The organism is Pseudoalteromonas sp. JB197, from assembly GCF_002332205.1.
Classification (GTDB): domain Bacteria; phylum Pseudomonadota; class Gammaproteobacteria; order Enterobacterales; family Alteromonadaceae; genus Pseudoalteromonas; species Pseudoalteromonas nigrifaciens.
The window spans coordinates 1,028,795-1,042,695 of record NZ_NRGZ01000001.1; the positions used below are offsets into that span (position 1 = coordinate 1,028,795).

The following is a 13,901-nucleotide window of genomic DNA, read 5'->3' on the forward strand; positions in this document are numbered from 1 at the left end:
ACTTTGTATAGTAAATAATAAAATGAACAGTGGTTATGTATAGATAACTATCTATGAGGTGGGTATGGATTTAAGGCATATATCGTTTAGATTACTAGAAGTGTTTATGAGTGTAGTAAAAACCCGCTCGTTAAGTGAAACAGCAAGGCAGCTTTATTTAACGCAACCTACTGTTTCACTTCAAATAAAGCGCTTACAAGAAGAAATAGGAGAGCCACTAATAACTATGCAACAGCAAAAGTTACAGGTAACCGAGGCTGGCCTTGAGCTATTTAGAACCTGCAAGCAGGTGTTTGCTCATTTTGAAGATTACCAAGATTTTTTAGCCGAATTACGTGGAGGCGAGCGAGGCCGATGTAAAATTGCCATGGTAAATACGGCGCAATATATTTTACCTAAATTACTCGGCCCTTATAGTAATTTGCATCCGCATGTAGAGTTACCGCTGGAAATTGGCAATCGCGAAGAGGTATTAGCTCGCTTTGAGCGTGGAGAAGACGACATTTACGTTTTTAGCCACCCACCATCGTTAGAGCAAGCCCAAGCTGCTCGGTTTTTACATAATCCATTAGAATTTATAGTGCCTAATAATCATCCTCTATTGAATAAAAAAAACGTAACGTTGGCGGACTTAATGCCATATCGCTTTTTACTGCGTGAAAACGGATCTGCCACACGTATGCTATTTGAAAGTGAGCTACAAAGTAGGGGCTTAGTACTTAGCGACGGCGTTAAAATGGCGAGTAACGAAGCCATACGGGTTGCAGTGTCGTCGGGTATGGGAATTAGCTTGCTGTCGCATCATGTTTTACCAAAAGATGATAATAGCTATACAAAACTGCATGTGATCGACACCGATATAGCCAGCCAATGGTACTTTGTAATGCGTACCGACAGACACATTTCGCACGCAGCGCGCAGCTTTTTAAAGTTTGCCCAAGCTAATTTAGAGCATTACCTCGATACAAAATGGGTACGCAATGAAGTTCATAGATTATATTTAGAACCTAAAAGTTAAATTTAAAAAATAGTAGTTATATTGCTATCAATAATGGTTATAAAAACACCCATAATACTTAGCTCTAACTATTTATTATTTTGCTTTTATTTTAAATAAAGCTAAGTAAGGTTTAAGTTTAGATTTTGTTAGGGCTTTTTTACTTAGTTGGAACTAAAATTGCTGCATAGCTTGTAACGCAGCAATGGGTTTGAGCTAATGACAACAATAACGTTTAAAAATCAATACAGTAACTATAACTCCTCTAGTGTAACTAAAGCGGCAAGCCCAAGCGAAGTTGCGGCAATCAATCCCCCCATTGATGAAAAAGCAGGTGATGTTAAAGGCATAAACTCAGCCCCTAAAGAGCAATCATTTTTAGAAAAAGCTCAAGAAGCGCTTGTTTATCAGCGTTTAGGTGTAAATAAAGACAAAATAGACGAGCTAAAAGCGGCAATAGAGGAGCTGACTAAAGAGTTACAAGCGCAAGGCGCTGATCTTGATGTAATTGCAGATAAAATTAACGAACTTGAAAAAATGCTTGAGCAAGAATACCAACAAGGGCGCGATCGAATGGATATGAAACCTCAGCATGAGCCGGGAAAAATAATTTTTGCACTTATTTAATTTACATAATATTGAATAGTTTACATTGTTATTGTGCTTACTTTTGCTAAGGTAAAAACTTATAACAAAAATAAACAAGGATTACTAATGAAAACCCTGCAGCAGCAACTAGGTAACTACGGGCTTTATCACCGCTCAAAACGCAATGTACTCACCCACCTGTTAGGCATTCCGCTCATTGTATTTGCCGTATTGTGCTTATTGGCGCGCATTCAGATCCCGTTGGGAGGCCTTGTTATAGATGGCGGACAACTTATTGTATTTGTATCAGTTGTGTATTATTTAATGTTGAGTGTGTCGTTGGGTCTTATTATGGCTGTGCTATTAACTATATTACTTGTGGGCGCGCAACCTATTGCAGCCATGGCATTTACTCCTTGGTTAACGATTAGTGTAGGGCTGTTTGTATTTGGTTGGATTTTACAGTTTGCTGGCCACTATTTTGAAGGTAAAAAACCCGCGTTTATAGATGATATATCGGGGCTTATTATTGGCCCTTTGTATGTAACTGCAGAGCTATTATTTATGTTGGGCTGTTATAAAAAGCTAGAGCAGCAAGTAACCGATATTGCCGGCCCAACCAAGCCATAAACACAATAACTAACGTGCTGTAACTAAAGCATAAAAATACGGTAACAATGTATGGATTATAATAATAAAACAGTGTGGATCACCGGCGCGTCATCGGGCATAGTAGGGAGCTGGCAATACAGTTTGCAGAGCTGGGCGCTAGCGTTATTTTATCGGCGCGTAATGTTGAAAAACTGACAGCGCTGAAGGCTGAGCTAAAAGGAGGTGGGCATTTAATATTACCACTCGATTTAGCAAAGCCCGAAGAAGTATTAAGTAAAGTTACCGCGGCAATAAATGAGTTGCCCGCAATCGATATTTTAATTAATAACGGTGGCATATCGCAGCGTAGCTTATTTTTAGAAAACGACTTTAAAGTGTATCGCCAATTAATGGAGGTTAACTATTTTGGTTTAGTGGCGTTAACTAAAGCGGTATTGCCCTCTATGGTTGCAAGAAAAAGTGGCTCGGTTGTGGCTATAAGTAGTGTGGCAGGAAAGGTAGGCTCTAAACTAAGAACCGGTTACTCAGGCACTAAATTTGCAGTGGTGGGGTTTATGGATTGCCTGCGCGCAGAAGTAAAAGAGCATAACATTCATTGTTTAACAATTTGCCCAGGTTTTATAAAAACCGCGATTGCGCATAACTCATTAAACCCGCAAGGTGTTGCACAAAATAAATCTGAGCAAGCTATAGAAAATGGCATGGATGTTAAAGTAGCCGCATCAAAAATGATTAACGCTATTAATAGCAAAAAAGATGAAGTGATTGTTGGCCAAGGCTTAAGTGGTTGGGCTCCTACCATTAAACGCTTTTTTCCGCGTTTATTTAACCGTTTAACAGCTAAAGTTAACTTTAAATAATACCAAAATTCAAGAAAGCTATAGTTGAGTATAAAAATGATAATAAAGTATATATGGCTCGGATTATTTTTTAGCGTGCTGATCTGGTCGGGCATAAACCCAAAAGATCAATTTACTTGGTTTTTAGAAGTGCTACCAGCCATTATTGGTGTGGTAATTATGCTTGGCACCTATAAACAATTTAAGTTAACCCCTATTTTATATTGGTTTATTCTAGCGCATTGTATTGTGTTGATGGTAGGCGGCCATTACACCTATGCTGAAGTACCGCTATTCGATAATTTATTTGGCAGTGAGCGCAATAACTACGACAAAGTAGGGCACTTTTTTCAGGGCTTTGTACCTGCATTACTAGCACGCGAAATTTTACTGCGTAAAAATGTAGTTAATGGCAAAGGGTGGCTCATTACGTTTATTATTTCGATATGCTTAGCCTTTAGTGCTTTTTATGAGCTACTAGAGTGGTGGGTGGCATTGTTGAGCGGCGAAAATGCCGAAGCATTTTTAGGCACTCAGGGTTATATTTGGGATACCCAATCAGATATGGGATTAGCACTATTAGGTGCTATTTGCTCGCTATTAGTGCTTTCTAAAGTACACGACAAGCAGCTAAAAAGCGTTAAAGATTATGGATGAGTTATTATGCTTAGGCTTTATAGCGCTTGTTAATAGATCTTTCGTGACATATAGAAAAACCGGTCTTCTTCTTTGTCTATTACGAAGCCATTTCTCGTATACAGATGATACGCAGGGCTAATTTTAAAAACTCGTAGTCTAAGTAAATTAACACCAGCTTTAATCGCTAATCGTTCGCACTCTGCTAGAGCAGCTGCCCCAATTCCCTTATTTTGAAATTTCTCACTAACCTGTATATCTCGGATATAACATCCTTCATTATCAAAGGCTAAACGAATTGCGCCAACGAGCGAAGTATTATAAAGAATATCCCAATTTTCTAAGTCTACAATTTGCTCTTGTATATTAGATTGTTCCCAGCAAACCGAATAATATTCATAGTATGAACGCATATTTTTATATGTAATATCTGCCGATGCATAAAGATCGACTGTTGCTTGATATGAAATCACTGCAAATCTCCCTGCTTTAATTACTTATATGGATAATGAGTCCCACTTTTTGAGTTATCACACCCCAAAATAGCGTGTATTATATTGTTCAATAATTTCACTTAAAAACGTCTATGTAAACAATTGTTTATGCGGGGTATAAAATAAGTTTTACTGTTATGCCTAAAACAACTTTTAATAAGGTTATAGGGCAAAATATAAATACGGTTTTAATGCGCAGTAGTTGTCGCTTAATAATTTATTTGGTTTTATTGAGTGGGATTTATTTAGTAGTTAAGTTTTTAAGTGGTTTTTTTGGGGTGGGGAGGCTGATTAATACTTATTTGCTGCTTTTACTTGAAAGTAATCAGAAAATACCACAGCGGTATAAAAAGAAAGTTTAAATTTATGAGTTATTTTACTAAACGCTGCCCGGTGTTTTTAATGCAAAGAGCCGCGTTTAACTAAATGCATTTACTTAGCTTTTTTAGCCTCAAGAGTTTCTATTTCACTCCAAATTTTTTTCGGCCTCGGCGCTTAACATAGCGTAGCTTTTAATATCGCCTTTACGCTGTGCCTGCATGCCTTGCTCTAATTTTGCGTCGTACTCTTTGCGTAGTTTTTTGCTTGGATCTGATTTAAATATCGAAAACATGCTTACTCTCTTAATTACTTTTAATGTATTTGCTTGATTGAGTATACATACGATGCCGCGTGGAAAATCGATTATTAAAGTATAAATTAGTCCTGCAGCTAAATATTGAATAATTACTCTAACAGGGTTGAAATCACAAATATTGAGCGTACACTTGTGCGCTGAAAGTTTGGGCGCACACGTGTAAGCCTAAAGTGTTTTGAATCGCAATAGAGAATTAAGTGCTTATGATCACGCAAATATTAGATCAATTTTCAAAATGGTTTTTACACCATCAAAGTTTTGCCAGTTATATAGAGCCAATTATGCAGGTGTTTAAACCCGCATGGCGCGCTGGGCAATATAGAGCGCAAGTAGTTGACGCAGTTAGCCTTAATGGGAGTTTTTTAAGTGTGCAACTTAAGCCAAGTAAACAATGGCCTAAGCATACTGCTGGGCAGCATATAAGTTTAACCCTTGAAATTAACGGGCGATTATTAACGCGTGTTTTTACTGTGGCTTCAAGCGCTCAGCAATTTAAAAACACAGGCTTAGTGCGTTTACTAATCAAAACGAATCCACAAGGGCGCTTTACAGGCTTACTAAATAACACCTTAAAAGCGGGTTTGTGGTGCAGTATTTCTGCGCCAAACGGCGACTTTGTATTTAAAAGCACACATACACCGGCCACTTTTATTGCTGGTGGGTCGGGCATTACTCCCATGCTGGCTATGCTTGATGATTACCTAAGCCAAACAACGCAAAAGGTGTTGTTAGTGTATTACGCAAAAGTAACTGAGCATCAATGTGTTGATGAGTTGGGTGAACTGGCTGCACGGTTTGAGCATTTTTCGTTTTTATTATTAACGCGCGAGCAATCAAGCGACATAACCAGCAATATTAAACCATGGGAAAACCCCGATATTTATTGCTGTGGCCCTGCAGCCTTTATGCAAACGGTGAGTGACTTTGCTAAAAAGCATGATTTAAATTACTACCAAGAGGCATTTGGTTTAGCGTTGCCGCGCTTAAAAGACGACAGCCAATTTAATGTAAAAATTAACAGTGGCGCGCATGTGGTATTGGGCAACGATGTTTTGCTAACTCAGTTTGAAGAAAAAAAGCTACCCGTTAAACGTGGTTGCGGCATTGGTATTTGCCATCAGTGCCAATGTATTAAAAAGTCGGGCGTGGTACGCAATTTAAAAACCGGTGAATTAAGTGATAGCGGCGAGCAGTTAATTCAACTTTGCGTAAGCCAAGCGGTAAGTGATTTGGAGCTACAATTATGAAAACCATTAACTTTGAGCAATTAGAAAAAGAATTAAATGCCATAAAAATGGATACCCTTGGCAAAGTAGGACAGCAAGATGCTGATTATATTCGCGCTGTTGTACGTAAACAGCGAGTATGCGAATGGAGCGGGCGTATTTTACTTATGCTTGGTTTTATTGTGCCATTACTGTGGGTTGTGGGTGTGCTGTTACTCGCCCTTGCTAAAATTTTAGATAATATGGAAATTGGCCACAATGTAATGCATGGCCAGTACGATTGGATGAACGATAAGCAACTTAATTCACAGCAATATGAATGGGACATAGCCTGCGATGGGCAAAGTTGGCACCGAGTGCATAATTTTGAACACCATACTTATACCAATATTATTGGTAAAGACCGCGATTTTGGTTATGGCTTATTAAGGTTAAGTGACGATTTTAAATGGCGTTTAAAAAACACGTGGCAATTTATAACCTATTTAAATTTAAGTGTGCTGTTTCAATGGGGAGTGTCGTATCACGAACTGGCAGGCGAGCGCGTGTTTATAGGTAAAAAGAAGCCACACCGCGATGGAGCCGTGTTGCATAGTACCTTAAAGCAGCGCTTTTTTAGTAAAGGCGCGCGCCAATTAATTAAAGATTATGTGGTATTTCCGTTACTTGCTGGGCCATTATTTTTGTGGGTATTAGCGGGTAACTTAGTAGCAAATTTAATTCGTAACTTATGGACGTCGACCATTATATTTTGTGGTCACTTTACTGAGCAAACCGAAACCTTTAAAGAACAAGACTGTGTAAACGAAAGCCAAGGGCAGTGGTATTACCGCCAAGTATTGGGCTCGTCAAATATTAAAGGGCCGCGTTGGTTTCATGTATTAACCGGGCATTTGAGTTTTCAAATTGAGCATCACTTGTTTCCAGATATGCCTTCGTCGCGTTATCAAGAAGTGGCACCGCAAGTACAAGCAGTATTGCAAAAACAAGGCATTGCCTACAATACGGGAGGGTTTTTTAGTCAATATGCCTCGGTGTTAAAGCGTATATTTCGGTATTCTTTTAAATAATGATTAATAAAGTAGCTGTAACGGTAATGCCTGCATTAAATAATCGGTTAGCGTAAAGGCGTTAGCTGATTATTGCATTAAAGTGTTGTAAAAGGCTTTTTTGATTAAATAACCACCACTACATGCAAAAAACTCTTCTAATTAATTTAAAAACAGGCTGTTTTGCTATGGTTAAGTAGTAGTTGGTTGTCATACAATGGAGAAAAATAGACCACACAAGAGAGATTAAAATGGCCGCATTTGGTACTGTGTTTATGCCGCAGATGATTCAAGCTCGTTTTTCTGATAATAAATGGAGCGAAAGCTCAATTGTCCCTTCTGATAAGCTTGAACTGCATCCTGGCGCTCACGTTTTACATTATTCAAGCACATGTTTTGAAGGCTTAAAAGCCTTTCGCCATGAAGATGGCTCAGTCTATATTTTTAGAATGGATGCAAACATTGCGCGCATGCAGCAGAGTTCTGAATTGCTTAGTTTACCAAGTGTTGATGGCGAGATGCTAAAAACCATGATTATTGATATTGTGCGCCAATATGCAGATGAAACGCCTTTACCACCGGGCTCTATGTATATTCGCCCAACGCATATTGGTACTGAGGCCGCAATTGGTAAAGCCGCTGCGCCTTCAATGAGCTCATTGCTATATACCTTGTTATCGCCAGTAGGTGATTACTTTAGTGGCGGTGCAACGGCACTGCGCGTATTACTTGAAGAAGATGGTATGCGCTGTGCGCCGCACATGGGCATGATAAAAAGTGGTGGCAACTACGCCAGTGCACTAGGACCAATTTCAGCAGCACGTACTAAGCATCAGGCTGATCAAATTTTATTTTGTCCAGGCGGCGACGTACAAGAAACCGGTGCAGCTAACTTTATTTTAATTGATGGCAACGAAATTATTACTAAAGCGCTCGATAGCACGTTTTTACACGGTGTTACGCGTAATAGTATTTTAACCATAGCTAAAGACTTAGGTATGACGGTAAGCGAGCGCAACTTTAGCGTTACTGAACTTTTAGAGCGCGCAGCTAAACCGGGCACTGAAGCAGCACTTTCGGGTACTGCGGCAGTATTAACACCAGTGGGCACCTTTATTCATAATGATAAAGAATACCAAGTTGGTAACGGCGAAGCTGGCCCAACTACTGCGCGCCTGCGCCAAGCATTGAACGATATTCAATGGGGTAAAACTGCAGATACACACGGTTGGTTAACTAAAATTTAGTTTTTAATTTAACCCACTAAAAAGCCACCTAATAAACTTTAATTAGGTGGCTTTTGTATTTTTGCTATTTAATTAGCGCTTAGGTTAAATAGCTTTACACCTTAGCGGATTAAAATCTCATTTCTATTTTGCCGTAAACGTAGCGGCCATTAAAACCAAATGGCGAAAAGCTTGAGTACGAAAATAAGCGTGAGAATATAGTTACGTCATCAACTAGGTCGCGGGTTGGATCTGGGTATACATCAAAAATATTATTAGCACCTAAGCTTACCGATACATTGTCAGTTACTGCGTAGGCTACATCTAAATCGGTGATCCATTTAGGTTTTAAAACCTCGTTACGCTGTGCAATATCCGATGGATCTTGGGTTTCGCCGTAGCGAGTGTTTCGTAGGGTGGCACGCCAATCATCCATAGTCCAAACCGCGCTTAAGTTATATTTATTACGCGGGGTACTTACTTCAAAGCGACGTAGTTCGTTACCAGAAAATAAGTTGTCTTGATCAAACCCAGCGCCTTGCAGCTCTGCAGGTGGGGCAATAATGTCTGTTACTTGGTTTTTGCCATAGTTAAAGCCTAAATTAAATGCTACATCGCCGTAGTTATCTGTAATTAGGTTATATGATGCAACCACATCAACACCGCGAGTTTTACTATCAATAGCGTTTAAGAAAAATCGTCCTTGATTAGCCCCTGTACCTTCGAGTAAATCGGCAATAGCAGCGCCAGATAAGTTATTCGACAGTACAATACGGTCATCAATAAGTATTTGATAGTAATCTACCGATAAGCTGAAATTAAAGTCGGTTGACCAAGTAAAGCCTATTCCATAGTTGGTGGCTTCTTCGGCATCTAGGCCAGGTGATCCGAGTGCTTTTGCAACGTTACTGCTGGGTGCAAAAGTACCGGTTTGTGTGGGTTCACCATCAACAAATACAGTAGCAACTGAAGTAAAATGTTGTTGCTGTAGCGAAGGCGCTCTAAAACCGGTTGATACTGAGGCGCGCAGCGCTAAATCTTCGGTTAGTGTATAACGTGTGGCAATTTTACCGTTTAAGGTATCACCAAAGTCAGAGTAATCTTCGTAACGCGCTGCAACGGTTAAGTTCCAGTTGTCGGTAATGTAGGCTTCTAAATCTACGTATAAGCTTACATTATGGCGGCTGTTATCGCTTGCCGATTCAGGGGTAAAGCCAGGGAACACTTGCGAGCCTGCTGAACCAAATGGGCCGTTCACTGGATCGGTTACTGCACCACCAGGGCCAAATGTGCCTTGGGCATAAGAGGCTTCTTCGCCTGCTTGAATTTCGTAGCCTTCGCGGCGGTACTCAGCACCTACAGCAATGTTTAAGCCGCTGGCTAAAAAGTCGACATCAACCTCGCGGCTAAAATCAACATTAAGCGTAAGTTGGTCGTAGGTAAGTGTACCGGCATCAAAACGTGTTTGGCTGCTTGGCCCATACGAGGTATTTACGCTATCTATTACACCAAATTCAAAGTCATCTAGCCCGTATACGGCAGATACATCGTAATTCCACTCACTCACAAAGCCTTTAACACCCAATGCGAGAGAAAAGTCATTTATATCAGAGGTGATAACCGGTAAAAAGCCGTCGGGGTAAATATCGGTGACGTTACGATCATCTTGTGCGAGGCGGTAAAAACCTCCACCTTCGCCTTCGCGTTTACTATAAGAGCCAAAAGAATACAGTTCAGCGTTATTTGTTAGCTCATATCCTGAGTTATAAAAAACAGAAAAGTCTTCTACATTACCATTACCAAAATTATGATTGTAGCGATCCCAGGTTAACTCGCGTGGATCGAGTGCGCCATTTACGGAGCCATCATCTAAACGAGCGTAGTTTTCACGTTGGTCGTAGTCAGAGCGATTGGTTGAATGACGATCGCGATATTCGGTAGATATATTTAAAAAACCGTTATCGCCTAGCTCAAATCCCATATTGCCTTGCAGTGTTAACGTTTGACCATCGGTTAATGAACGGTCGCTCCCTTCGTTAAAGGCTAAATTACCATTGGCATCTTCTGATACCGATTTAAGTTCAGGCACGCCATCCATTTCGGTCATGTTTGCGCCATATATAGCCGATACAGAACCGCCACTACTGGCACTTTTAAGTACAATATTAATAACCCCGGCTATTGCGTCGGATCCATACTGCGCAGCAGCGCCATCACGCAGTACCTCAATTCGGGCAATAGCATTGGCCGGAATAGCATTTAAATCAACCGATGATGAGCCTCGACCCGTTGAGCCATTTAAATTAAGTAGTGCATTACTATGGCGGCGCTTACCATTAACAAGGACTAAGGTATGATCGGGTGCTAAACCACGCAGTTGAGCTGGGCGCACATGGTCACTACCATCGGTAAGTGATGCTTGCGGAAAGTTAAAGCTAGGCAGTAAGCTACTAAGCAGGGCGTTGGTTTCGGTTTGACCTGAGTTTTTAAGCGAATCGGCACCAATAATATCAATTGGAACTGGGCTGTCCTCTACAGTTCGGCCTAGTCGGCGCGAGCCAATAACACTAATTTGTTCAATATTTGCCTCGGCTTGGGTGTCTTGCTCAGCAGCAGATGCGTACATAGAGCCCAGTAATGCCGCCGATACGCTTAGCGCGCACACAGTCAGTGGCGTTGATTTTTGCAGTTTTAATAATAATTTATTATTCATGTTGATTCCCTCATTCAAAAACGCAGTAAATTAGTTCAGTTAAATTTGCAGTAACAATTGAGTTAATTAAAATTACAGCTTTTAACATATACCCAAGCAGCAAAGGCAGTCAATTGAATAACATTCAATAAACATAATGTTTACTTGAAAGTGAGGGATTAATAATAGGAATTTATTATCTAGAGTTTAAGTTAGCTATAGTTCACCACTTTATTTTTCCAATGAGCATATCTTTAAACATAACCCAGTCGCCCCACAAACTGTAAAAAGGGTGCTTGAAGGTAGCGGGTCTGTTTTTTTCAAAAAAGAAATGCCCAACCCAGGCAAAACCATAGCCAATTACTGGTAACAACCACAATAAACGGTATTGCGATTTAAGCACCGCTACGCCAATAACAAAAAGCACTAAAGTGCTGCCAATAAAGTGCAAGCGTCGGCACGTAATGTTGCGGTGCTCTGTTAAGTAGTAGGGGTAAAATGCTTTAAAGCTATTAAATTTATGGCTGGGCATGTATTGCTCTTATTTATGCTGCGTAATCTTATTAAAGCCTAAATTTACACTTGTTTACAGCGACAAGTGGTATTGAACGTATCTAGCTAGACAAACTTGCTTAAAGTTAATAACTTAGGCCTACTATTAAAAACCAATAATAATGGAACGATAAATGTTTAAAAAAACCCTAGCATGTGCTGTTCTTGTAGCACTTAGCGGCTGTTCAGAGCCAACTAATACCGCAACTAATAAAGAAGCTAAAGCACCCATGAGCCAAGCAAATTCAGTAAACTACCCTGTAACTAAAAAGGGTAATGTAGTAGATAACTACTTTGGCGAAACACTGGCCGACCCATATCGCTGGTTAGAAGATGATATGAGCGCAGAGACTGCCAATTGGGTTAAAGCACAAAACAAGGTAACCTTTTCGTATTTAGAGCAAATTCCTTATCGCGATAAGTTAAAGCAGCGTCTTGAAAAGTTAATGAACTACGAAAAAATAGGCGCTCCCTTTACCGAGGGCGATTACACCTACTTTTATAAAAACGATGGCCTGCAAAACCAGTATGTTTTATACCGCAGTAAAGAGGGTGGTGACGTTGAGGTGTTTTTAGATCCAAACACGTTTAGCGACGATGGCACTACGTCTATGTCGGGGCTGTCGTTTTCAAAAGATGGCTCATTACTCGCGTATCAAATATCTCAAGGTGGCAGTGATTGGCGCAAAATTATTATTATAGACACGCAAACTAAAGAGCAAGTGGAACAGGCTTTAGTTGATGTGAAATTTAGTGGCATAGACTGGTTAGGCAACGAGGGTTTTTATTATTCTAGCTACGATAAACCTGAAGGCAGTGAGTTGTCGGCTAAAACCGATCAACATAAAGTGTACTATCACACCTTAGGATCTGATCAAGCAACCGATAAGTTGGTATTTGGCGCAACCGATGAGCAAAAACATCGTTATGTAGGAGCAGATGTAACGCATGATGGCCGTTATTTACTTATTTCGGCTAGTACTTCTACTTCGGGTAATAAGCTATTTATTAAAGACTTAACTCAAAAAAATAGCGAGTTTGTGACTATTGTAGGAAACACCGACTCAGATACATCGGTTATTGATAACGAAGGCAGTAAGCTGTTTTTAGTGACTAACTTAAATGCCCCAAATCAAAAAGTAGTAACGGTAGATGCAGCTGATCCTGGCCCGCAAAACTGGCAGGACTTTATTCCCGAAACCGAAAATGTATTAAAGCTTACTAAAGGCGGAGATACCTTTTTTGCAAATTACATGGTTGATGCTATTTCAAAAGTGAAACAGTACAACAAAAAGGGTGAGCTAATTCGCGATATTACCTTACCGGGTGTGGGCACTGCGGGTGGCTTCAGTGGCAAAAAAGAGCAAACAACGCTGTATTACTCTTTTACCAATTATAAAACCCCAGGAACGACTTATACGTTTGATGTAACTACGGGAGAGTCGGGTGTTTATCGTAAATCTGGGGTTGATTTTAATAGTGACGATTACACCTCTGAGCAAGTGTTTTATAACTCAAAAGACGGCACTAAAGTACCTATGATAATTACCTACAAAAACGGTATAAAGTTAGATGGTTCAAACCCAACTATTTTATACGGTTATGGCGGGTTTAATATTAGCTTAACGCCAAGCTTTAGCCCAACGACTGCCGCGTGGCTTGAACAAGGCGGCGTGTATGCGGTGGCCAATATTCGCGGTGGTGGTGAGTATGGGAAAGAGTGGCACAATGCAGGCACTAAATTACAAAAACAAAATGTATTTGATGATTTTATTGCCGCAGCTGAGTATTTACAAAGCAAAAAGTACACATCTAAACAGCGTTTAGCTCTGCGTGGTGGCTCAAATGGTGGCTTATTGGTAGGCGCAGTTATGACCCAGCGACCTGACTTGTTTCAAGTAGCGCTGCCGGCTGTAGGCGTACTCGATATGCTGCGTTACCATACATTTACTGCAGGCGCAGGCTGGGCGTACGATTATGGAACCAGTGAGCAAAGCAAAGAAATGTTTACTTATATAAAAAACTATTCACCGCTGCATAATGTAAAAGCGGGCATAGAATACCCTGCAACTATGATAACAACAGGGGATCATGACGATAGAGTAGTGCCTTCGCACTCATTTAAATTTGCTGCGCAGTTACAAGCTAAACAAGCCGGTGCAAACCCTACGCTTATTCGTATTGAAACAAACGCCGGACATGGTGCAGGCACACCAACGAGTAAAATTATTGATTTGTACGCGGATATGTATGGCTTTACGCTTTATAACATGGGAGTTAAGTCACTTTAATTACGACCTTTTAAAAGTGAAGTAACCACAAAAAAACCGAGTAAATTAACTTACTCGGTTTT

The 13,901-nt window shown here is 40.2% G+C and carries 11 protein-coding genes and 2 pseudogenes; 9 read left to right on the forward strand and 4 right to left on the reverse strand.

Translation table 11 applies throughout. The annotated features are described in order from the left end of the window. Nucleotides 1-64: 64 nt before the first annotated feature. The 5 genes and pseudogenes from CIK86_RS04925 (at nucleotide 65) to CIK86_RS04945 (ending at nucleotide 3,693) form a co-directional block, all read left to right on the forward strand. Nucleotides 65-1,018 (forward strand): LysR substrate-binding domain-containing protein, encoded by a 954-nt coding sequence (locus CIK86_RS04925; RefSeq protein WP_086994196.1) that lies wholly within the window; start codon nucleotides 65-67, stop codon nucleotides 1,016-1,018. 198 nt (nucleotides 1,019-1,216) lie between these two features. Further along, nucleotides 1,217-1,624 carry a hypothetical protein gene (locus CIK86_RS04930; protein WP_086994199.1) on the forward strand — a complete coding sequence of 136 codons (408 nt, stop codon included), beginning with the start codon at nucleotides 1,217-1,219 and terminating at the stop codon, nucleotides 1,622-1,624. Nucleotides 1,625-1,711: 87 nt separating this feature from the next. After that, nucleotides 1,712-2,215 (forward strand): Mpo1-like protein, encoded by a 504-nt coding sequence (locus CIK86_RS04935; protein WP_011327946.1) that lies wholly within the window; start codon nucleotides 1,712-1,714, stop codon nucleotides 2,213-2,215. 51 nt (nucleotides 2,216-2,266) lie between these two features. Continuing rightward, a pseudogene (locus CIK86_RS04940) lies at nucleotides 2,267-3,057 on the forward strand (SDR family oxidoreductase). A 42-nt stretch (nucleotides 3,058-3,099) separates the two neighbouring features. Further along, nucleotides 3,100-3,693, forward strand: a complete 594-nt coding sequence (locus CIK86_RS04945; protein WP_086994238.1) for a DUF2238 domain-containing protein — start codon at nucleotides 3,100-3,102, stop codon at nucleotides 3,691-3,693. 29 nt (nucleotides 3,694-3,722) lie between these two features. Here the strand turns inward: CIK86_RS04945 and CIK86_RS04950 are convergent, their stop codons facing one another. Then, on the reverse strand, nucleotides 3,723-4,145 hold the full coding sequence (locus tag CIK86_RS04950; RefSeq protein ID WP_176359660.1) for a GNAT family N-acetyltransferase: 423 nt from the start codon (nucleotides 4,143-4,145) through the stop codon (nucleotides 3,723-3,725). Nucleotides 4,146-4,598: 453 nt separating this feature from the next. Then, a pseudogene (locus CIK86_RS04960) lies at nucleotides 4,599-4,779 on the reverse strand (DUF6435 family protein). Between the two features lie 227 nt (nucleotides 4,780-5,006). Here CIK86_RS04960 and CIK86_RS04965 point away from each other — a divergent pair. The 3 genes from CIK86_RS04965 (at nucleotide 5,007) to CIK86_RS04975 (ending at nucleotide 8,325) form a co-directional block, all read left to right on the forward strand. After that, nucleotides 5,007-6,050 (forward strand): FAD-binding oxidoreductase, encoded by a 1,044-nt coding sequence (locus CIK86_RS04965; protein ID WP_086994205.1) that lies wholly within the window; start codon nucleotides 5,007-5,009, stop codon nucleotides 6,048-6,050. Beyond that, nucleotides 6,047-7,099, forward strand: a complete 1,053-nt coding sequence (locus tag CIK86_RS04970) for an acyl-CoA desaturase (protein ID WP_086994208.1) — start codon at nucleotides 6,047-6,049, stop codon at nucleotides 7,097-7,099. The genes CIK86_RS04965 and CIK86_RS04970 overlap by 4 nt, the downstream gene beginning before the upstream one ends. Nucleotides 7,100-7,323: 224 nt before the next feature. Then, on the forward strand, nucleotides 7,324-8,325 hold the full coding sequence (locus tag CIK86_RS04975; protein WP_254910712.1) for a branched-chain amino acid aminotransferase: 1,002 nt from the start codon (nucleotides 7,324-7,326) through the stop codon (nucleotides 8,323-8,325). 109 nt (nucleotides 8,326-8,434) lie between these two features. Here CIK86_RS04975 and CIK86_RS04980 read toward each other — a convergent pair whose 3' ends face one another. Then, nucleotides 8,435-11,017, reverse strand: coding sequence for a TonB-dependent receptor (locus CIK86_RS04980; protein ID WP_086994211.1), 2,583 nt, complete (start codon nucleotides 11,015-11,017; stop codon nucleotides 8,435-8,437). Between the two features lie 202 nt (nucleotides 11,018-11,219). Beyond that, complete coding sequence (locus tag CIK86_RS04985) at nucleotides 11,220-11,528, reverse strand: DUF962 domain-containing protein (protein WP_086994214.1); 309 nt, start codon at nucleotides 11,526-11,528, stop codon at nucleotides 11,220-11,222. Between the two features lie 154 nt (nucleotides 11,529-11,682). On the opposite strand from CIK86_RS04985, the gene CIK86_RS04990 reads away from it, so the two are divergent. After that, the gene (locus CIK86_RS04990; RefSeq protein ID WP_086994217.1) at nucleotides 11,683-13,839 is read left to right on the forward strand and encodes a prolyl oligopeptidase family serine peptidase; all 2,157 of its coding nucleotides are present in this window, start codon (nucleotides 11,683-11,685) and stop codon (nucleotides 13,837-13,839) included. Nucleotides 13,840-13,901: the final 62 nt, after the last annotated feature.